Origin of the sequence: Arthrobacter sp. 1088 (assembly GCF_031455315.1) — a bacterium.
GTDB lineage: Bacteria > Actinomycetota > Actinomycetes > Actinomycetales > Micrococcaceae > Arthrobacter.
On record NZ_JAVDSM010000019.1, the window covers coordinates 26,628 to 47,249 of the forward strand.

At 61.9% G+C, this 20,622-nt stretch carries 19 protein-coding genes; 6 read left to right on the forward strand and 13 right to left on the reverse strand.

Going from position 1 to position 20,622, the window contains the following annotated elements; genetic code table 11:
* Nucleotides 1-4: 4 nt before the first annotated feature.
* The 11 genes from J2Y41_RS21665 to J2Y41_RS21715 all read right to left on the reverse strand — a co-directional run bounded on the left by J2Y41_RS21665 (nucleotide 5) and on the right by J2Y41_RS21715 (nucleotide 11,935).
* Nucleotides 5-1,315 (reverse strand): thymidine phosphorylase, encoded by a 1,311-nt coding sequence (locus J2Y41_RS21665; protein ID WP_309931631.1) that lies wholly within the window; start codon nucleotides 1,313-1,315, stop codon nucleotides 5-7.
* Nucleotides 1,312-1,725, reverse strand: coding sequence for a cytidine deaminase (locus J2Y41_RS21670; RefSeq protein ID WP_224091549.1), 414 nt, complete (start codon nucleotides 1,723-1,725; stop codon nucleotides 1,312-1,314). The genes J2Y41_RS21665 and J2Y41_RS21670 overlap by 4 nt, the downstream gene beginning before the upstream one ends.
* A 2-nt stretch (nucleotides 1,726-1,727) precedes the next feature.
* Nucleotides 1,728-2,993: an ABC transporter permease gene (locus J2Y41_RS21675; RefSeq protein WP_396133579.1), complete on the reverse strand. Its 1,266-nt coding sequence runs from the start codon at nucleotides 2,991-2,993 to the stop codon at nucleotides 1,728-1,730.
* A 20-nt stretch (nucleotides 2,994-3,013) separates the two neighbouring features.
* Entirely contained in the window at nucleotides 3,014-4,372 is a 1,359-nt protein-coding gene (locus J2Y41_RS21680; RefSeq protein ID WP_309931636.1) for an ABC transporter permease, read from the reverse strand.
* The gene (locus J2Y41_RS21685) at nucleotides 4,362-5,882 is read right to left on the reverse strand and encodes an ABC transporter ATP-binding protein (protein WP_309931638.1); all 1,521 of its coding nucleotides are present in this window, start codon (nucleotides 5,880-5,882) and stop codon (nucleotides 4,362-4,364) included. The genes J2Y41_RS21680 and J2Y41_RS21685 overlap by 11 nt, the downstream gene beginning before the upstream one ends.
* A 183-nt stretch (nucleotides 5,883-6,065) precedes the next feature.
* Nucleotides 6,066-7,133: a BMP family ABC transporter substrate-binding protein gene (locus J2Y41_RS21690; RefSeq protein ID WP_309931673.1), complete on the reverse strand. Its 1,068-nt coding sequence runs from the start codon at nucleotides 7,131-7,133 to the stop codon at nucleotides 6,066-6,068.
* A gap of 287 nt (nucleotides 7,134-7,420) precedes the next feature.
* Complete coding sequence (locus tag J2Y41_RS21695) at nucleotides 7,421-8,446, reverse strand: NADP-dependent oxidoreductase (RefSeq protein ID WP_224091539.1); 1,026 nt, start codon at nucleotides 8,444-8,446, stop codon at nucleotides 7,421-7,423.
* A complete protein-coding gene (locus J2Y41_RS21700; protein WP_309931641.1) occupies nucleotides 8,443-8,874 on the reverse strand; it encodes an organic hydroperoxide resistance protein in 432 nt (143 codons plus the stop codon). The genes J2Y41_RS21695 and J2Y41_RS21700 overlap by 4 nt, the downstream gene beginning before the upstream one ends.
* Nucleotides 8,875-8,929: 55 nt before the next feature.
* Nucleotides 8,930-9,364, reverse strand: a complete 435-nt coding sequence (locus J2Y41_RS21705) for a MarR family transcriptional regulator (RefSeq protein WP_309931643.1) — start codon at nucleotides 9,362-9,364, stop codon at nucleotides 8,930-8,932.
* A gap of 123 nt (nucleotides 9,365-9,487) precedes the next feature.
* On the reverse strand, nucleotides 9,488-10,693 hold the full coding sequence (locus tag J2Y41_RS21710; RefSeq protein WP_224091535.1) for an amidohydrolase: 1,206 nt from the start codon (nucleotides 10,691-10,693) through the stop codon (nucleotides 9,488-9,490).
* A gap of 108 nt (nucleotides 10,694-10,801) precedes the next feature.
* On the reverse strand, nucleotides 10,802-11,935 hold the full coding sequence (locus tag J2Y41_RS21715; protein WP_224091533.1) for a mannose-1-phosphate guanylyltransferase: 1,134 nt from the start codon (nucleotides 11,933-11,935) through the stop codon (nucleotides 10,802-10,804).
* Between the two features lie 264 nt (nucleotides 11,936-12,199).
* Here J2Y41_RS21715 and sdhC point away from each other — a divergent pair, with 264 nt between their 5' ends.
* From sdhC to J2Y41_RS21740, 5 genes are all read left to right on the forward strand, one after another.
* Nucleotides 12,200-12,580, forward strand: a complete 381-nt coding sequence (gene sdhC / locus J2Y41_RS21720) for a succinate dehydrogenase, cytochrome b556 subunit (RefSeq protein WP_089594138.1) — start codon at nucleotides 12,200-12,202, stop codon at nucleotides 12,578-12,580.
* A 3-nt stretch (nucleotides 12,581-12,583) separates the two neighbouring features.
* Nucleotides 12,584-13,060 (forward strand): succinate dehydrogenase hydrophobic membrane anchor subunit, encoded by a 477-nt coding sequence (locus J2Y41_RS21725; RefSeq protein ID WP_216924882.1) that lies wholly within the window; start codon nucleotides 12,584-12,586, stop codon nucleotides 13,058-13,060.
* 106 nt (nucleotides 13,061-13,166) lie between these two features.
* Complete coding sequence (gene sdhA, locus J2Y41_RS21730; RefSeq protein ID WP_224091532.1) at nucleotides 13,167-14,966, forward strand: succinate dehydrogenase flavoprotein subunit; 1,800 nt, start codon at nucleotides 13,167-13,169, stop codon at nucleotides 14,964-14,966.
* Nucleotides 14,966-15,748 (forward strand): succinate dehydrogenase iron-sulfur subunit, encoded by a 783-nt coding sequence (locus J2Y41_RS21735; protein WP_224091531.1) that lies wholly within the window; start codon nucleotides 14,966-14,968, stop codon nucleotides 15,746-15,748. Before sdhA ends, J2Y41_RS21735 begins: the two co-directional genes overlap by 1 nt.
* A 127-nt stretch (nucleotides 15,749-15,875) precedes the next feature.
* Nucleotides 15,876-16,652 (forward strand): S9 family peptidase, encoded by a 777-nt coding sequence (locus tag J2Y41_RS21740; protein WP_224091529.1) that lies wholly within the window; start codon nucleotides 15,876-15,878, stop codon nucleotides 16,650-16,652.
* Nucleotides 16,653-16,728: 76 nt separating this feature from the next.
* Here J2Y41_RS21740 and J2Y41_RS21745 read toward each other — a convergent pair whose 3' ends face one another.
* Nucleotides 16,729-18,030: a sugar ABC transporter substrate-binding protein gene (locus tag J2Y41_RS21745; RefSeq protein WP_309931648.1), complete on the reverse strand. Its 1,302-nt coding sequence runs from the start codon at nucleotides 18,028-18,030 to the stop codon at nucleotides 16,729-16,731.
* A 116-nt stretch (nucleotides 18,031-18,146) separates the two neighbouring features.
* Between J2Y41_RS21745 and J2Y41_RS21750 the strand changes: the two genes are divergently transcribed.
* Nucleotides 18,147-20,363 carry a hypothetical protein gene (locus tag J2Y41_RS21750; RefSeq protein WP_309931650.1) on the forward strand — a complete coding sequence of 739 codons (2,217 nt, stop codon included), beginning with the start codon at nucleotides 18,147-18,149 and terminating at the stop codon, nucleotides 20,361-20,363.
* 94 nt (nucleotides 20,364-20,457) lie between these two features.
* On the opposite strand, the gene J2Y41_RS21755 is transcribed toward J2Y41_RS21750, so the two are convergent.
* On the reverse strand, nucleotides 20,458-20,610 hold the full coding sequence (locus tag J2Y41_RS21755) for a hypothetical protein (protein ID WP_224091527.1): 153 nt from the start codon (nucleotides 20,608-20,610) through the stop codon (nucleotides 20,458-20,460).
* Nucleotides 20,611-20,622 lie beyond the last annotated feature (12 nt).

A 20,622-nucleotide genomic window follows, 5' to 3' on the forward strand; every position in this document is an offset into this window, starting at 1 on the left:
AAGCCTAGGCGATCCTGTCGATGATCAGCTGATGGGCCGGTCTCGAGCCCTCAGGCGCAATCACCACGGCGTCCTGCAGTGCTTCCTTGGCCCTGTCAAACTTTTCAGGAGTGTCCGTCAACAGGGTCATCAACGGTTCGCCGGCCCTGACCAGCGCGCCCGGTTTTGCGTGCAGCCGTACCCCGGCTCCGGCCTGGACTTTGTCCTCCTTGCGGGCCCGGCCGGCTCCGAGCCGCCACGCCGCAACGCCCACGGACAGAGCATCGAGCTCCACCAGGACACCGTCGGCCGGGGCGTAGACAACCTCGGATTCCTTCGCCACCGGCAACGCAGCGCGCGGGTCGCCACCCTGTGCTTCGATCATCCGGTTCCAGACATCCATGGCGCGCCCATCCTTGAGGGCAGCCGCAGGATCGGCGTCGTGAATGCCGGCCCCGGCCAGCATCTCCTCGGCCAGGCGGACAGTCAGTTCGACGACGTCTTCCGGACCGCCACCCGCAAGCACCTCCACGGATTCCTCCACCTCGATGGCGTTGCCTGCTGTCAGGCCCAGCGGCGTGGACATATCGGTCATCAGTGCCACAGTGTGAACACCCGCGTCCTTCCCCAAGGCCACCATGGTCTCCGCCAGCTCACGTGCCCGCGCCTCATCCTTCATGAACGCACCGGATCCCACCTTCACGTCAAGCACGAGCGAGCCCGTACCTTCGGCGATCTTCTTACTCATGATGGAGGAAGCAATCAGCGGGATCGCTTCGACGGTTCCGGTGACATCGCGCAGGGCGTAGAGCTTCTTGTCAGCCGGCGCCAGACCGGATCCGGCAGCACAAATCACCGCTCCCACATCCTGGAGCTGGGCCATGATCTCCTCATTGCTCAAATTCGCGCGCCATCCGGGGATCGCTTCGAGCTTGTCCAAAGTGCCGCCCGTGTGGCCGAGTCCACGGCCGGACAGCTGCGGAACGGCGACGCCGAAAACTGCCACCAGCGGAGCCAACGGCAGGGTGATCTTGTCCCCTACCCCACCGGTGGAGTGCTTATCGCTGGTAGGTTTCCGGCCGCCGTCGGGCGTTGTCAGCGAGGAAAAGTCCATCCGCTCCCCCGAGGCGATCATCGCCGAAGTCCAGCGGGAGATTTCCTCACGGTTCATGCCGTTGAGCAGGATCGCCATGTTCAACGCCGCCATCTGCTCCTCGGCAATCACGCCGCGCGTGTAGGCATCGATGGTCCAGTCAATCTGTTCCGGTGTGAGCGTGCCTTTATCGCGTTTAATGGAAATGATCTGAACGGCGTCGAAGGCTTCGGTGCTTCTCACGTGCTTTCCTCCAGGTTTTCGGGACCAAAGGCGTCAGGCAGCACCTGGTCCATGGACTTGATTCCCTGCGTCGTCATGAGCTGCATGCCGGGCGCCCGGAATTCGTAGAGCAACTGCCGGCAACGCCCGCACGGCATGAGGACGTTCCCTTCGCCATCGACGCAATAGAAAGCCGCGATCCTGCCTCCGCCGGTCATGTGCAGCTGGCCCACCAACGCGCACTCAGCGCACAGCGTCAGTCCATAACTGGCGTTCTCCACGTTGCAGCCGCTGACAATCCGGCCGTCCTCGGTGAGGGCCGCAGCCCCCACCGGGAACTTGGAATACGGGGCATAGGCCCGCTCCATGGCCTGTACTGCAGCTTCTTCCAGCGCATGCCAATCGACGCGCCTTTCATGAAGAGTCGGCATCGTCAACCCTTCACGTACGGTATGCCGCTTGCGGCAGGTGGCCGCGACCTACCCACCAAACCAGCGACGGCGAAAATGGTCACCAGGTACGGCAGCATGGCCATGAACTGGCTCGGAACCGGGGTTCCGATGATGCCCAGAATCGATTGCAGGTTGTATGCAAAGCCGAACAGCAGGGAGGCGAGGAAGGCTCCGATCGGATTCCACCGTCCGAAGATCAGGGCTGCCAGGGCGATGAAGCCGCGGCCACCGGAGATTTCCTTGGTGAAGGAGTCGATGGTCACCAGTGTGAACACGGCACCGCCGATGCCGGCGATCGCACCGCCAAGCGTCACGTTCCAGAAGCGGGTGGCGTTGACGTTGATGCCCAAGGTGTCCGCAGCCTGCGGGTGCTCGCCGACAGCGCGGACGCGCAGGCCCCAACGGGTCTTGAACAGGCCGAACCACACTACGGCCACGGCCACATACATCAGGTAGCCCGCGATGGACTGCTTGAACAGGATGGGCCCAACGATGGGAATGTCCGAAAGGAACGGAATCGGCAGGATATCCAGGCGGCCAGGGGTGTTGAACTGCTCCTTGTTGGGAACCATGACGGTGCCGAACAGGAAGCCCGTGAGGCCGGAGACCAGCACATTCAGGACAACGCCCACAATGATCTGGTTGACGAGGTATTTGATGCTGAAGACGGCGAGGACCATGGACACGATTGCGCCGGCGGCTGCGGCAGCAATCAGGCCGACGTAGGGGCTACCAGTCACCGTGGCAACCAAGGCGGCGGTGAAGGCTCCAAAGAGCAACTGGCCTTCAATGGCAATGTTGACCACGCCAACCCGCTCGCACAAGACGCCGGAGAGGGAGCCAAACACCAAGGGAACAGCCAAGGTCACCGAACCCGCAACCAGGCCGGCAAGGGAGATTGAGGGCTGGCGCGCACCGGCAACAATCCATACCAACAAGGCGAAGACGAAGACCACCGCAAACGCGATGGGCAACCACTTGGGTGATCGCTCTCCCCGCGTCCACAGGAAGATGGAGTAAGCGGCCATGGCCAGGAGCACGATGGCCAGGACGATGCCACCTACCTGGCCTGGAATCGCCAGCGCCGGGACGACAAAGGCATCGCCGGGATCGCTGATCTTCATCTCTGCTGTCTGGTCCGGACCCATGAGGCCGAAGAAGACGAGCGCAATGAGTGCCAGGACGCCGAGCGAAACCGGGACCTTCAAGGAGGGGCGAAGTCCAGGCAATTCTGTTCCTCCCGCCATGTGGGCGGTGGATGTTGCGCTCACTTGGCACCTCCGGCGGCGTTGGCAAGGGCAGCTTTCCGAGCCGCCTTCGTTGTCTTGTTCTTCTTCGGCTCAAGCCGGAAGATCGACCTGATCAATGGCGGTGCTGCGATGAACAGGACGATCAGCGATTGAACCACCAACACGATGTCGATCGGCGTGCCCGTTTGGATCTGCATCTGGACTGCACCGGCCCGGAAAGCACCAAACAGGAGGCCCGCAAAGAACGTGCCCCACGGAGTGCTTCGGCCAAGCAGGGCAACTGTGATGGCATCGAAACCGATCTGGGCTGCAATGCCGCCGGTCAGGACCTTTTCCGTACCCGCTACCTGGGCAACGCCGCCGAAGGCAGCAAGCGCGCCGGCAAACGCCATCACCAGGATAGTGGCCCGCGGTACCTTGACCCCGGCCGTCCGTGCAGCAACGGGGTTGGCACCAACAGCGCGGAACTCAAAGCCAATGGTGGAGCGGTTCAGCATCCACCACACGCCATATGTCAGCAGGACGGCCACCAGGAAGCCCAGATGAAGCCGGGAATCCGGGATGAGCACGGGGTAGGTGGCAGTCTCATCCAAGCGGGGTGAAATGGGGCTGTTGTCCCCCGGGCGCCGGAAGGCCGCCGTGTTCAGGAGGAAGTCCAAAAGGAACAGCGCCACATAGTTCAGCATGATGGTCACGATGACCTCGTGTGCGCCGGTCCTGGCTTTGAGGATGCCAACAATCGCACCCCATGCGGCGCCTCCGAGGACGCCCATGATGATGACCAGCAGCAGGTGGAGCCCGAACGGCAAGTGCCAGGTGAACCCGACATAGGCAGCCAACGTAGCGCTGATGATGATCTGGCCCTGGGCACCGATGTTGAACAGGCCGGCCCGGAAGGCCAAGGCAACGCCGAGGCCTGCACAGATCAGGGGCGTGGCTACCGTCATTGTTTCAAGCAGTGGCATGAAACCCTGGCGGGTGTTAAAGACCGAGCCTTGGAACAACGCAACGTAGCTCTTGGTCATGGCATTCCACAGCGCCAGCAGGAAGTCGGATGGCCGGGCAAAAAAGTAACCCGCGCTCTCGGAAACCTTCTTGTCCGTGCTGGCAATGAGCAATCCGCCCAGGAACAGCGCCACGATAACGGCCAGGACCGACACGAAGCCGTTGCCCATGACGATTCTGCGCATCGTGCTGGCTTGCCGGTGACCGGTGTCCCCGCTCTGCGAGGACACAGGAACGATGGACGGTTCCAACGTGCCGCCAGCGGTGTCGAGTGCGACATCCGCCGCACGTACTTCCGAGGCAGATTCCTCGGGAGTCTGGTCTTTGCCGGGGGTCTGGTCCTTACCGGGGGTCTGGTCGTTACTCGTCATGGGAGCCTCCTTCCGGGCCGACGCCGGCCATCATCAGGCCGAGCGTGTCGCGGGGAGTTCCGGCAGGGACAATGCCCACGAGTTTCCCCTTGTAAAGGACAGCGATCCTGTCCGCGAGTTCGATCACTTCATCGAGTTCCGTGGAAATGATCATCACGGGTGTTCCGACGTCCCGCTCGGCAACTATGCGTTTGTGCAGGAATTCGATGGAGCCAACATCCACGCCACGCGTGGGCTGGCTTGCGATGAACAGCCGCAAGGGCCTGGAGAGCTCACGGGCCATGACCACTTTTTGCTGGTTGCCGCCGGACAGGGTTCCGGCCGCTGCTCCCGCCGAAGGCGTCCTGATATCGAACTCCTGGATCTTCGCTTCGGCATTTTCTGCAACCTTGGAGGGCTTCATGCTGATGCCGCTGGCGAACGGTGCTTGGTCGTAAAGGTCCAGCACCAGGTTCTCGGCAACAGAGAAGGGACCCACCAAGCCGTCCACTGTGCGGTCTTCCGGGACGAACCCGACGCCGGAGCGCAGCACGTCCTTGACCGGCAGGCCCAGGAGCTGCTTGCCGTCCAGCGTCACGGATCCCGTAACGTGCGGCTGGATACCGAGAATGGCTTCCGTAAGTTCCGTCTGGCCGTTGCCCTGGACACCCGCGACGGCGAGGATCTCGCCTTGGGCGATGTCGAAGCTGATGCCGTCAACCACGTTGGTTCCATTGGGGGCGCGGACTGTCAGGTCCTTCACCACGAACGTGGTTTCCTTGGGCTGGGCCGTGGCTTTGTCCAAGGTCAGGCTGACCGGGCGGCCCACCATCATGGAAGCAAGTTCCGTGGCCGAGGCTGTAGGTGGGGCATCTCCTACTACCTTGCCGCGACGGATGACCGTGATGACGTCCGCGACGGCCTTCACTTCGCGAAGCTTGTGCGAAATGAACACAACCGATGTGCCAGCTGCCTTGAGCTGGCGCATGATGTCCAGGAGTTCATCGGTTTCCTGGGGCGTGAGGACTGCCGTGGGTTCATCCAGGATGAGCACTTTGGCCTCCCGGACCAACGCCTTGATGATCTCGACGCGCTGCTGGACGCCTACGGGCAAGTCCTCAACCAGAGCATCGGGATCGACGTCGAAGCCGTACTTCTTTGATATGTCCCGGATTTTCTTCCGGGTTTCATCAATGCTGAGGACGCCGCCAAACGACGTCGGCTCTGCGCCGAGGGCCACGTTTTCGGCGACAGTGAAGACTGGAACCAGCATGAAATGCTGGTGGACCATGCCAATGCCGGCGGCCATGGCGTCGCCGGGGCCGCGGAAGTTAACGAGCTTGTCGTCAACAAGGATTTGTCCGGCCGTCGGTTCATAGAGTCCGTACAGCACGTTCATGAGGGTTGATTTTCCGGCGCCGTTTTCGCCGAGGAGGCAATGGATCTGGCCGGATTCGACCACGAGGTCGATGTCTTGGTTGGCGTAGAAGGTCCCGAAGGCTTTCGAGATCCCCTTCAATTCGAGTTTCACAACTCCCACCGTTCTTTGAGTCCGAGGGACGGCTGTACTGCTCAAAGCCATTGGCTTTGAGCAGAAGCCTATTCTTGCGAGGGCCAGCAAGATAGGCGCTGGCGTCCGCAAAATAGGCGCAGGTCAGGGCAAAAACGAGCCGCCAGTACCGGCACTCGGTACTGGCGGCGCGTCCGGGAGTTGTTACTTCTTGGGGCTTGACGCTGATTCAACAACCAGCTTGCCGGACACGATGTCCGCCTTCAGTTTGTCGAGCTCGGACTTGGTCTCGGCGGAAACTGCGGAATCGAGGTCGTGGAACGGGGCGATGGCGACGCCCTCATTGGCCAGGGTGCCAACGTAGGCTTCGTTGCTGAACTTGCCTTCCTTGTCGTCCTTCACCAGGGTTTCCACGGCTTGACCCATCTGCTTGACCACGGAGGTCAGCATGAGGTCCTTGTACTCAGGGGCGGTGAGGTAGCCATCGGAGTCAACCCAGATGAGCTTGACGTCCTTGCCGGCTGCCTTGGCTTCCTTCAGCGCTGCTCCGGCACCCTTGCCTACAGGGCCCGCTACGGGCATGACGATGTCCGCACCCTGGTCCAGGAGGTTCTTGGTGATCTGCTTGCCGGTGTCCTGCTTCTCGAAGTCGCCCGTGAACGAGCCATCCTGGCTGGTCTTGTCCCAGCCGACAACCTGGACGGACTTGCCCTTGGCCTTGTTGTAGGCCTGGACGCCGTCATAGAAGCCGTCCATGAAGATGGTGACCGTGGGAAGCTTGATGCCGCCGAAGGTACCCACCTTGCCGGTCTTGGTTGCTGAAGCAGCTGCGTAGCCAGCCAGGTAAGCGGCCTGTGCGGTGTCGTAGACCACGGGCTTCACGTTCGCGACGGGGGCCGGGTACGAGACGTCGATGATCGCAAAGTGCTTGTCCGGGTTCTTCTCCGCGGCAGCCTTGGTGGCATCGCCGAGGAGGAAGCCGACCGTGATGGTCAGGTTGCAGCCGGCGGAAACCATTCCGTTGAGGTTGGTCTCGTAGTCACTGTTGGCCTTGGACTCCGCCGACTTCATGGTGATGCCGAGGTCCTTTTCGGCCTTCTGCAAACCCTCGAAGGAGGACTGGTTAAAGGACTGGTCATCGAATCCGCCGGAGTCGGACACAATGCAGCCGATGTAGTCACTCTTGGTGGCGGCGCCCGAACCGGCGTCAGGAGCTTGTCCGCAACCGCTGAGCAAGAGCGCTGCGGCTCCTGCGGTTGCAATTCCGGCCATTGAACCGCGCTTAAGGGTGGAACGCAGTGGGTTCTTCAATTTTCCTCCAGGAAGAAAGTGAGTCGCGCTACGACGGATGGTCAATGAGTGTCCGTTTCGAATACCCGAGGCAGAAATTCTGTTTTCACTGAAGTTCGCAGCACTGCGCCGAAGCGCCTTGATACCCCCAACACTAGTGGCGCAGACCACACGCAGGTAGCACAATCCGGTCCCCGAGGGCAGATTGTTGACCTTTTGTTACCAAGCAGTAGCCGGGTGTGCAAGTCACACCCGGCCCACCCCGCAGATCACAGCCGGACGAGCATCTTTCCGGTATTTGCGCCGTCCAGCAAATCAATGAATGCCTGTGGTGCGTTCTCCAGGCCGTCCACGATCGTCTCGTCGTAGCGAACCGTTCCGTCCGCCAGCCAACCGGCCATCTTCTCCGCGAATTCCGCCGCGTGCTGACGCTGGCCACCAACGAGGAATCCACGCAGTGTCAGCTGCTTGCCAATCGCCACGGCCAGGTTCCTTGGTGCAACCGGCGGCTCGGTGGAGTTGTATTGGGCAATGGCACCACACATGGCAACGCGCCCGCCCACGGTGAGCGTAGCCAGGGCGGCTTCAAGGTGTTCGCCACCAACATTGTCGAAGTACACATCGATGCCGCGCTCCCCCGCAGCTTCACGCAACTGCTCAAGAACGGGACCATCGTTGTAGTTGAAGGCGGCATCAAAGCCGAGCTCCAGCAGCCTGGCGACCTTCCCGGCAGAACCGGCACTGCCGATCACCTTGCCGGCTCCCGACGCCTTCGCAATCTGGCCCACCATGGATCCCACAGCACCCGCTGCTCCCGACACGAAGACGACATCGCCTTCTTTGAACTCGGCAACTTTGAGCAGGCCCGCATACGCGGTCAGGCCAGTCATGCCCAAAGCACCAAGGAATGCCGATGTTGGAGCAAGGCCGCTTGGAACGGTGGTTGTCGCGGCCGCGTCCACCACCGCGTGCTCACGCCACCCCAGCTGATGCACGACGACGTCACCCACCTTGTGCGCGTCGGACCTGGACGCGATCACCTCACCTACCGCACCGCCGTCGAGCGCTGCATCCAGGCGGAAAGGTGCCGAGTAGGACTTGACGTCATTCATCCGCCCGCGCATATAGGGGTCCACGGACATGAACTGGTTCCGGACCAGGATCTGCCCGTCCTGAAGGTCCGGCAGCCCGGAGGCGGCCAGACGGAAGTTCTCCGGCGATGGGCGGCCGACAGGACGCGAGGTGAGCTGGATTTCCCGGGTTTCCACTGGCAGGACAGTTGTTGCAGTGCTCATGCTGCAAACTCCACGAGCTTGAGGTCCACTGCCATGTTGCCGCGGGTGGCGTTGGAATACGGGCAGATCTGGTGGGCCTTGGCCATCAGTTCCTCGGCGGTGTCGCGATCCAAGGCGGGCAGCGCGATCTCCAGCTCGGCGGCCAAGCCGTAACCCTCGCGGTCGGTGAGTGCACCGAAGTGGACCTTGGCGGCAACGGCGGAATCACTGAGGTCAACGCGTTCCATGCGGCCCACCAAACGCAGGGCGGAGTGGAAGCATGCCGCGTAGCCGGCGGCGAACAATTGCTCGGGGTTGGTGCCCTGTCCGTTGCCTCCGAGCTCAACCGGGCTGGCGAGGGCGACGTCGAGCTTGCCGTCGTTGGTGCGGGCGTTGCCGTCGCGGCCTTCGCCCGAGGCCAAAGCCTCGGCAGTGTAGAGAGTCTTCACGAATCTTCCTTTTCTCTTGGATATCAAAGGGCTTGGGTGTGGCTTGGAAAAATTCTCAGAGTGACTTCTGCAGTGCAGCCGTGAGTTTGCCGAGCGTGGCATGCAGTTGCTCAATCTCGTCCGCGGACAGGCCGGCGGCATCAGCGAGGCGCTTGGGGACGGCCTGGGCGCGGGTGCTCAACTCCCTGCCGGCGTCGGTCAGGACGACATCCACACGGCGTTCATCCTCCAGGGAACGATGGCGCTCAACGAACCCAAGGGCTTCAAGGCGCTTCAGGAGAGGCGACAAGGTGCCGGAGTCGAGCCCGAGTTCGGCGCCGAGTTCCCGCACGCTGCGCGGTTCCTGCTCCCACAGGACCAGCATCACCAGGTACTGCGGATAGGTCAGACCCAGCTCGTCCAGCACGGGGCGGTAGACCGCCGTCGCCGCCTTGGACGCTGAATACAACGCAAAGCAGACCTGGTGGCGGAGGCGGGGTGCATCACTCATGAAGAAAACGATAGTGCACAATTCAATTGTGCACAACTCATCTTCCCGTGCTGGTACCCAACTGAGTCGCAGTTAAGCGCGTTTTGAGAGCTCAAAACGCGCTTAACTGCGACTCAGTTGGGGTCAGTCCTGGAGGTCGCGGATGGTGCGGAGGGCGGCTGCGGTCAGGACGCGGATGGCGTAGCCAAGGGCGCGTTCATCCACGATGAAGTCGCCACGGTGAAGGTCATATTCCTCGCCGCCGGGCGTGTGGGTGCCGAGCCGCATCATGGCTCCCGGGAGGTCTGCCAGGAACCAGGCGAAGTCTTCGCCACCCATGGACTGGGGTGTCAGGACGACGGCGTTCTCGCCGAGTTCAGCTCGCGCCGCCGCTTCAATCAGGGCTGTCTCATGCTCGGAGTTGACCACTGGAGGAACGCCGCGGGTGTGCTCCAGGTGCACGTCCACGCCGTAAGGAGCGGCAACCTGCTTCACGACGTCGTCCAGCAACTCCCCGGCACTATGCCAGGCATCGCGGTCAAGGCAGCGCATGGTGCCCGCCATGTAGCCAGTGCCCGGGATGGCGTTGGGTGCAGAACCTGCCGAGATCTGGCCCCACACCACTGACACGCCGCTGCGGACATCCACGCGACGGGAGAGCACGGCGGGTACGTTGACCGCAATCTGCGCCAGGGCAAAGACCAGGTCTTCCGTCAGGTGCGGCCTGGACGTGTGGCCACCCCGGCCCGTGAGCTCGATCTTGATGGTGTCCGATGCCGAGGTGATGGCCCCGATCCGGGTGCCGATCTTGCCCACGTTTATCCTGGGATCGCAGTGCAACGCAAGGATCCGGGGAACGCCCTCCAGCACACCCTGCTCGATGCACGACAAAGCACCGCCGGGCATCGTCTCCTCGGCTGGCTGGAAAATAATGCGGACAGTCCCGCCCAGCGGGGTGTTCTTGTGCATCCGCTGCAGCACCAAGGCGATGCCGAGCATGGTGGTGGTGTGGACGTCATGCCCGCAGGCGTGCGTGACGCCGTGGTTCTTCGAAGCGAACGGCAGACCCGTTTCCTCGATGATGGGCAAGGCGTCGATGTCACCGCGCAGTGCAGTGGCAATAGGGCCTTCGCCCACGTCAACCGTAAGTCCGGTTCCTTCAAGGCGGCGCGGCTGCAATCCTGCAGCTTCGAGCCGCTCCACGAGTTTGTCGGTGGTGCGGAATTCCTTGAAGGAGAGTTCAGGGTGCGCGTGCAGGTCCCGCCTGAAATCGATGAGTCCAGGCAGCAGCTCATCCACCCACGGACTTACAACGGGGGTCGGCTCGGTTTCAGTCGTGTAATTGCGCACGTCACAACTCTAGCCATCCGCGGCCTCCGAAGAACGAAAGCCACCTCTTGGTTACGCTGCGTTCAGGCGCAGGACAACCAAAGAGGTGGCTCACGGTATAAGGGATTGCTACAGGACGTCCGTATCGCCACTCGCTTTCAGGGCGTCGACAGTGCCCTTGACCAACTGGGCATGTTCCTTGGTAGTCACCAGGAGTGCGTCGGGCGTGTCCACGATGACCACGTCCTTGATGCCGATGAGGGCAATCACGCGCTTGGTATCGGACACCACCACGCCGCTCGCGTTCTCGGCAAACACCCGGGCACCTTCGCCAAGAACGGTAACTTCATCGACGTCGCCCGCGTTGTTCAGGCGGCCGATCGCGGCAAAGTCGCCAACATCGTCCCAGCGGAAAGTACCAGGCACGACGGCGACATCGCCGGCTGCCGCTGCCGGCTCGGCAACCGCGTAGTCGATCGCAATCTTGGGCAGTGTGGGCCAGACACGCGCGGTAACTTCAGCGCGCTGTGGCGTATCCCAGGCTTCGGCAATTTCCTGGAGGCCCTTGAACAACTCCGGCTGGTTCGCTTCGAGGTGCTGGAGCATGAGCGCTACGGGAGCCACGAACATGCCTGCGTTCCAGACGTAGTCCCCTGCTTCTACATATTTCTTCGCGACTTCCTCGCTGGGCTTCTCAACAAACTCAGCCACGGCAAGCGCGTTCGGAGCGCCTTCCACGTTCAGTGCTTCACCGGAGCGGATGTAGCCGAAGCCGGTGGAGGGGTGCGTGGGCTTGATGCCGATCGTGACGATCTTGCCCGTGGCAGCGGTGTAAATTGCCTCGCGCACGGTCTCCTGGAAGAGGTCGTCAGGGCTGATCACCTGGTCCGCGGCGAACGAACCCATGATGGTCTCCGGGTCGCGGCGGTGGAGAATCGCGGCGGCCAATCCGATGGCAGCACCGGAGTCCTTGGGCTCGCTCTCGAGCACCAGCTCGTCGTCGCCCACCTCGGGGAGCTGCCGGCATACAGCGGCACGGTGTGCCTCGCCGGTCACAACAAGCACCCGCTCACCGGCCAGCGGCTCAAGGCGGTCATAGGTGGCCCTCAACAACGTGCTGCCGGAGCCGGTCAGGTCATGGAGGAACTTGGGCGCAGCGGCACGCGAGAGTGGCCACAGCCGGGTCCCCACACCGCCCGCCGGAATAACCGCGTGGAAGCGGTTCAATGGAGATTCCGGGAATGTCGCGTCTTCTGTACTCACCGCAACACTTTATCCGACGCGGCTGCGAAGCCCCGCAGGCCTCCACACATGTGGCCTTCGTCTCACGAAGTACGGGAAATCGCCGAAATATCGCCTAAATACGGGCAGGAAACATGGAATTAACAACCAGAGAAGCGCGTCCTAAATTGAATAAGCTGGTAGCGAAGCCTAGATTTAGGCGTGAGCTACGAGTGCTCTCGCAGCAGGCGTTCCCCCCGCATGGATCCCATGCCAGCGCCGCTGTGTTGCAGGAAGGTTTAATCAGTGCCGACAAAACCAGCTGGCACCTTGTACCGCGGCCGTGAAGGCATGTGGTCCTGGGTTGGACACCGTATTACCGGTGTAGTGATCTTTTTCTTCTTGTTGGTCCATGTGTTGGACACCTCATTGGTGCGCGTGTCCCCCGAGGCCTACACGGCCGTCATTGGTGCTTACAAGAACCCCCTCATGGCCCTGGGTGAAACGGGCCTGGTCGCGGCGATCATCTTCCACGCCTTCAACGGCCTTCGTGTGATCGCCATCGACTTCTGGAAGAAAGGCGCGAAGTACCAGCGCCAGATGCTGTGGATCGTGCTTGCGCTGTGGCTCGTTACGTTCGCCGGCTTCGCTATCCGCCACCTTTCCCTCGCGCTGGGAGGCCACTAAACCATGACGACGATCGAATCCCCCCGCAGCGGAAAAATCGGTTCGGGCAAGATTGCTCCGAAGTACAACCGCACCGGCTCCAGCCGTGGCAACTTCGAGATGATCGCCTGGCTCTTCATGCGCCTCTCCGGCATCGTCCTGGTGGTGCTGATCTTCGGCCACCTCTTCGTGAACCTGCTGGTGGGTGAGGGTATCCACGCCATCGACTTCGGTTTCGTTGCCGGTAAGTGGGCAGATCCCTTCTGGCAGTTCTGGGACCTCGCGATGCTCTGGCTTGCCATGCTGCACGGAACCAACGGCGTCCGCACCATCATCAACGACTACGCGGAAAAGGACTCCACGCGCTTCTGGCTCAAGGTAGTCCTCTATGCAGCCACGGCTGTCATCATCATTCTCGGCACCCTGGTGATCTTCACGTTCAACCCGTGCCCCGTCGTCGACGGCGTTCAGCTGCCCGGCGGCTTCTGCCCGGCCCCGTAGCGGCTTCCTGGCGCAGCCGGCCGGCCCTGCAGGGAACCGGTTGCGCCTGACTTAGCGGAACAGCCTCCGCCGACCATCTGAATTTTTGAAAGAGAGAGCATCTGGTATGCAGGTCCATAAGTACGACGTCGTCATTGTCGGTGCAGGTGGCGCCGGCATGCGCGCCGCGATCGAATCCGGTCAGCGCGCACGCACAGCGGTACTGACCAAGCTCTACCCCACCCGCTCGCACACCGGTGCAGCCCAGGGTGGCATGTGTGCAGCACTGGCCAACGTCGAAGAAGACAACTGGGAGTGGCACACCTTTGACACGATCAAGGGTGGCGACTACCTGGTTGACCAGGACGCAGCCGAGGTCATGGCGAAGGAAGCCATCGACGCCGTGCTGGACCTGGAGAAGATGGGTCTGCCGTTCAACCGCACGCCCGAAGGCCGGATCGACCAGCGCCGCTTTGGTGGCCACACCCGCGACCACGGCAAGGCTCCTGTCCGCCGTGCTTGCTACGCTGCCGACCGCACGGGCCACATGATCCTGCAGACGCTGTACCAAAACTGCGTCAAGCACAACGTTGAGTTCTACAACGAGTACTACGTCCTTGACCTGCTGATCGTCGAAGAAGACGCAGTACGCGAAGACGGTACCCCGTACAAGCAGAAGCGTGTCGCCGGCGTAGTCTCCTACGATCTTGCTTCCGGTGAACTGCACGTTTTCCAGGCCAAGTCCGTAGTGTTCGCCTCCGGCGGTGCAGGCAAGGTCTTCAAGACGACCTCCAACGCCCACACCCTGACAGGCGACGGCATGGGCATCGCCTTCCGCCGTGGCATCCCCTTGGAAGACATGGAATTCTTCCAGTTCCACCCGACCGGCCTCGCAGGCCTGGGCATCCTCCTCACCGAGGGTGCACGTGGTGAAGGTGCCATCCTGCGTAACTCCGAGGGTGAACGCTTCATGGAGCGTTACGCCCCCACCATCAAGGACCTTGCACCCCGTGACATCGTGGCCCGCGCCATGGCGAACGAAGTGCGTGAAGGCCGTGGTTGTGGTCCGAACAAGGACTACGTCCTCCTGGACCTGACCCACCTTGAGCCTGCCCACATCGAGGCCAAGCTTCCGGACATCACCGAGTTCGCCCGCACCTACCTTGGTGTGGAACCGTTCACGGACCCGGTTCCGGTGTTCCCCACCGCCCACTACGCAATGGGCGGCATTCCCACGAACATCACCACCGAAGTCCTCCAGGACAACGACACGATCGTTCCGGGCCTCTACGCAGCCGGTGAAGTTGCTTGCGTATCCGTCCACGGCTCCAACCGTCTGGGCACCAACTCGCTTCTGGACATCAACGTCTTCGGCAAGCGCGCCGGCATCGCGGCTGCGGAGTACTCCAAGACGGCCGACTTCGTCGAGTTGCCCGAGGACCCGGAGGCCATGACGCGAGGCATCCTTGACGGCCTGCTTAACGGCAGCGGCACCGAGCGTGTTGCCCAGATCCGCAAGGAACTGCAGGACACCATGGACGCGAACATGCAGGTGTTCCGCACCAAGGAATCCCTGGAAAAGGTGCTCAGCGACATCGCGTCGTTCGAAGAGCGGTACAAGAACGTTACCGTCCAGGACAAGGGCAAGCGCTTCAACCTGGACCTGCTGGAAGCCGTGGAACTGGGCTTCCTCCTGGACATGGCCAAGGTCATGACCGTCGGTGCACTGCACCGTGAAGAGTCGCGCGGCGGCCACTACCGCGAGGACTTCCCGGACCGCGACGACGAAAAGTTCATGAAGCACTCCATGGCTTACCTGGACTCCTCCGTTACCGTCGACTCGTCGGCCGAATCCGTTGCGGGCATCCGTTTGGAGACCAAGCCCGTTGTCTTCACCCGTTACGAGCCGATGGAGCGTAAGTACTAATGACTACCGAAATGGCAGAGCCCGCTTCCAAGATCGAGCTTCCGGCGAGTGTCGCCGGCGACGGTGAAATCCCCACTTTCCACATCACCCTGCGCGTCCGCCGGTACGATCCCGAAATCTCGGAAGAAGCCCGCTGGGATGACTACAAGCTGACCATGTATGGCACGGACCGAGTTCTGGATGCCCTGCACAAGGTCAAGTGGGAGATCGACGGCAGCGTTTCCTTCCGCCGCTCCTGCGCACACGGTGTTTGTGGTTCGGATGCCATGCGCATCAACGGCCGTAACCGCCTCGCCTGCAAGACGCTGCTGAAGGACCTGGACACCACCAAGCCCATCACGGTCGAGCCGATCAAGGGCCTCCCCGTGGAGAAGGACCTGATCGTGGACATGGAACCCTTCTTCCAGTCGTTCCGCGAAGTCATGCCGTTCCTGATCAACAAGGGCCACGAGCCCACCAAGGAACGCCTGCAGTCCGTTGAAGACCGTGAGCGCTTTGACGACACCACCAAGTGCATCCTCTGTGCTGCCTGCACCTCGTCCTGCCCGGTCTTCTGGACCGACGGCCAGTACTTTGGTCCGGCCGCAATCGTCAACGCACACCGCTTCATCTTCGATTCCCGTGATGACGCCGGCGACATGCGCCTGGAAATCCTGAACGACAAAGAAGGCGTGTGGCGTTGCCGCACCACCTTCAACTGCTCGGAAGCATGCCCCCGCGGCATTCAGGTGACCCAGGCAATCGCCGAGGTGAAGCAGGCCATCCTGGCCCGCAAGATCTAGTTCGCCGGTCCCCCTAGGAACCAAACGACGACGGCGCCGCCCACCCCTGTTGGTGAGTGGCGCCGTCGTCGTTAATCACTTCACCAGTCCGGCTCCGGCCCGATAGTGCAAAAGCAAGGAGACCAGCGTGTCACGCCCTGAGAAGATCACTTTCACTGGAAGTACGGGTGATGCCCTTGCTGGCATTGTAGACGTGCCTGAGGGCCCTGTACGTGGCTGGGGCGTGTACTCGCACGGCCTGACCCTGGGCAAGGACAGCCCTGCTGCTTCCCGGATCTGCAAAGGGCTCGCGGAGCAGGGTGTGGGCATGCTCCGGTTCGACAACCTTGGCCTGGGCGGCTCTGCCGGAGAATGGTCCGCAGGCTCGTTCAGCGTCAAAGTGGCCGACACCATCCTGGCTGCCGATTTCATGCGGGAGCAGGGCAGGGGGATCTCCTTGCTGGTGGGCCACTCCTTCGGTGGCGCCGCGGTTCTGGCTGCTGCACGCGACATCCCCGGCCTCAACGCCGTAGTGACCGTGGGCGCACCTTACGAGCCAAAGCACGTCGAGCACATGTTCGACGCCGAAATAGATTCCATCCTGCGCGACGGCAGCGCCGTGGTTGACCTGGGCGGCAGGCCCATGGAAATCCGCCGGCACTTTGTGGAGGACGTGGAACGCGCTGACCTGCGCGACTGCATCCGCACCCTCCACAAGCCTCTGATGGTGATGCACTCCCCCACTGACAACACCGTGGGCATCGATAACGCCAGCGAAATCTTCCGGACGGCCCGGCATCCCCGCAGCTTCATTTCCCTGGAGGGCAGCGAGCACCTCCTGACGGGCAAAGGACAAGCCGCCCGGGTGGCACGGATCATCAGCGCCTGGGCTGATCCCTACTTGGAAGTCCGGGACGCCCACTGATTAAAGCAACGCGGGGTCACTTAGGGCCCATAATCCCCCTCCGGATGGGCCCTAAGTGACCCCGCGTTGGTGTTCCCTATTTGCCGATGGCCGCTTTGCTCTCACTAAGCCACTGCTCGGCGGCTTTCTCCGGCGTCAGCCGCTTGAAGAGGACTTCGGTGTTGATGCGCGCCGTGATCTCGGAGACCGCTGTTGAACCGGTGGGACCGATGAATGTGGGGGCGAAATCCATCTTGCCGATCTGGTCGATATAGGCGGCCTCTGCCTTGCCCTGCGGCGTCAGCAGATCCTGGATGGCCGTACGCATGCCGGAGTTGCTGGGTACGCCACGGTCGCTTTGGATGATTTTTGCTGCGGCCTCATTGTTCACGAGGAAATTGACCAGCTTGGCAGCGGCATCCGTGTGCTTGCTGCGGGCTGAGATGGTGTAAAACTGCGAAGACTGCAGCCAGATGCCGGGAGCGGGCGTTTCCCCAGGCAGTTTCAGCAACTTCAGCTCAGCGCCGGAGGCTTTGCTCAGTGCGGTCAGGGAGTTCGTCCAGGTGAGCATCATGCCCGCCTGCCCCATGCCCATAAGTGTCTGCTCAGTGCTGACATTGAGCTTTTCTACCGTCTCCGAAGCGCTGGGGGCCGCGCCTGACTCGCTGAGCTTGAGCGAGAAATCAAAATAGTCCTGCACGGTTTCCTTGTCCAGTCCCAACTGGCCGTCTTCTGTGTAAAGCGACTTGCCCCGCTGACGGGCGAAAGCGTCCAGCGAGTCATGCGTGAGGACTGTGGCTGTACCGTACGTTCCCTTGGGGCTGTTGGCCGTGATGTCTTCTGCGGTCTTTGCGAAGTCATCCCATGACCACGTGTTGTCATCCGGCAGGGAGACGCCTGCCGCTTGGAAAACAGCGGGGTTCACCACGATGGCCAAAGCGTTGGCACCGGTTGAGATGCCGTACTGCTTGCCCTTGACCTGGCCGTTTTCAAGGGCTCCCTGATCCATTTTGGAGAGGTCGAGTGAGCCCTCCACCTTGGACAGATCCAGCAGGGCGCCACGGTTTGCATACTCGGCCGGGTAGGCACCTCCCATGGTGATGACATCGGGGGCGTCGTTGGCTGCCACCTGGGTTGCCAGCTTGTCGAAGTAGCCTCCAATGTCGCCGTACTCCGGCTTGACCTTGATGTTGGGGTTGGCGGCCTCGAACTCCTTGATGGCCTTGCTGGTCAGTTCAGCGCGGGTGGCATTGCCCCACCACGAGAACCGTATTTCCACGGGCCCGTCCCCGGACTGGTTGGATGAGGGGCTGGAGCATGCCACGGTGAGCCCCAACAGGCTGACGGCAGCCAAAACTGCTACTGACTTTCGCATGCGACGGACAGATTTACGCGTCATTGGGTAACTTCCTTCAAGTCTGAGAAAACGGTTCCTGAAACGTATCAAGAGGGTTTATGCTCGTCAATAGTTATGAGTATTAACTATTTCGATCACAAACTGGGAGGGCGTGCGGAGTGCACACAACAGCCGGAAAAATCGACCGGAAGGCTCTCGTTCAGCGGCACAACGTCCATCAGAGTCGTCTCGATCCCGGAAGCCCGCTCTCCGTGGGCAATGGCGAGTTCGGCTTCACCGTTGACGTCACCGGACTCCAATCCCTGTCGGCGTCTTACCCTGTGGGCGCCCGCGATGACCTCCCGCCGGGCACGCTTCTGGGAACCCAGTCACAATGGGGTTGGCACTCCGTGCCGCCGCCGCAGCCGTACGACCTTGCCGACTCGATAGTCCTCTACGATTCCCCCCGCGGCCCAGTGCCCTACGTGGACATGGTGGGTGGCATCGTCAATGATCGCGAGACAGACACATCCACGGCTGAAACCTGGCTCCGGGCGAACCAGCACCGGCTGGACCTGGGGCGCATCGGCTTCCAGTGGCTGGAGAATGGCACGGCGCGCTCCATCCTTGAGGCTGAAATCACAGACACCGAACAAACACTCGATTTATGGTCGGGAGTAATCATCAGCCGCTTCACCTTGGCCGGACACCGCGTCAAGGTCACGACGGCGTGCCACCCGGACCGTGACGAACTCGGCTTCCGCGTGGAGTCGCCAGCACTGGGCGCCGGTCTGCTTATTGGCATCAGCTTCCCCTACGGTTCCGAGGCCTGGCACGACGCGGCTGACTGGAACAGTCCGGACGCCCACACCACCTCGGTAGACGGTCCCGTGATGTCCGAAGAGCATGATGGCTGTCCAACATGGACAGTCCACCGGGAACTGGATGAGGCCCGCTATCAGGTGGTGATCACCGGCGACAACCTGACAGTGGAACAGACCGGACAGCACCAACTCCGAGTAGCTCACGCCATGACCGGGCGTCCGGAAACCAACCAGATGCTGGACTTCACCGTCGCCTTCCTGTCCGCCGGAGATGGCGACTGCATCCCTCGAGGCAACAACAGGCCAACAGCCACGACGCCAGCGGTGAGCCCTGACGCCATTGGCCAGACCGGCGTCGGGCTTTCACCTGCCCTTAGCGTGACCGCAGCTTCGGAGGCCTATTGGCCCGGGTTCTGGTCCTCCGGCGGGGCGATCGAACTTGATGCGACCGACGATCCCAGAGCAAAGGAACTTGAGCGCCGGATTGTCCTTTCGCAGTATCTGACGGCGATCAATTGCTCAGGTTCGCTGCCTCCGCAGGAAACCGGACTCGTGTGCAACTCCTGGCGCGGCCGCTTCCATTTGGAAATGCACTGGTGGCATGCTGCACACTTTGCCCACTGGAACCGGGTGGAGCTGCTCCTGCCATCGCTACGGTGGTACTCCACAGTGCTGGAGGTGTCGCGTCAAACGGCAAACGCGCAAGGATTCGACGGCGTGCGCTGGCCCAAGCAGATCGGGCCGGACGGCCGGGAAAGCCCAAGTCCGATCGGAACATTCCTGATCTGGCAGCAGCCACACCCCATTTACTTGGCCGAGCTTGCGTACCGGGCAAATCCCAGCCGTGAGGTGTTGGAAGAATTCGCGGAGATTGTGTTCGAGTCAGCTGCCTTCATGGCCAGCTTCGCCCATCTAACGCAGCGTGGATTCGAGCTGGCGCCACCCTTGATTCCGGCACAGGAAAGCTACGGCTCCATCCGGGCCAGGGTCACCAATCCCACATTTGAGTTGGCCTACTGGCAGTGGGGGCTGCGGACCGCAGCTGCCTGGCGCGAGCGGCTGGGTCTGGAACCCGTGGAAGCGTGGACTGACGTTGCGGACGCTTTGGTAAAGCCACGCGTGGTGAATGGCGTTTACGCTGCGATCGACGTGGAGCCCTTCACTATCCGCACGGACCACCCTTCGATGCTGTGCGCGCTGGGGGTCCTCCCTCTGACGGACCTGATTGATCCGGACATCATGCGCGCTACCCTGTCGGATGTCCTGGCGGACTGGGATTGGGGAAGCACCTGGGGGTGGGACTATCCAGTAATGGCAATGACCGCTGCCCGATTGGAGGACCCGGAGGCCGCCGTCGACGCCCTTCTGCTGGACGCCGGAAAAAACACCGTGCTGACAAACGGGCACAAGCGTCAAACGGATTCGCTTCCGTTATATCTGCCTGGGAATGGTGGGCTGCTCGCCGCCGTCGCGTTGATGGCCGCTGGTTGGGACAACGGACCGGACCGCCACGCACCAGGTTTCCCGGCTGACTGGACCGTCAGGTGGGAAGGTCTGGTCCGGGCACCATAGCCGGATTGGAACCAACGCGGGGTCACTTACGGCCCATAATCCCCCTCCGGATGGGCCGTAAGTGACCCCGCGTTGCTATTCGCGGCGGGGTCCTCTATTCGCGGCGGGGTCCTACAGCCGCTCCAACCAAGGCGCCCAGGCCGAGGCCAACGAGGATTCCCACAAATGGAGAGTTGAACACGAGTTGGCCAACCACCAGCCCTGCAGCGGTTCCCAGGAGGCAAGCGATCCACAACTGGTTGTTCATGAAACCTCCTGG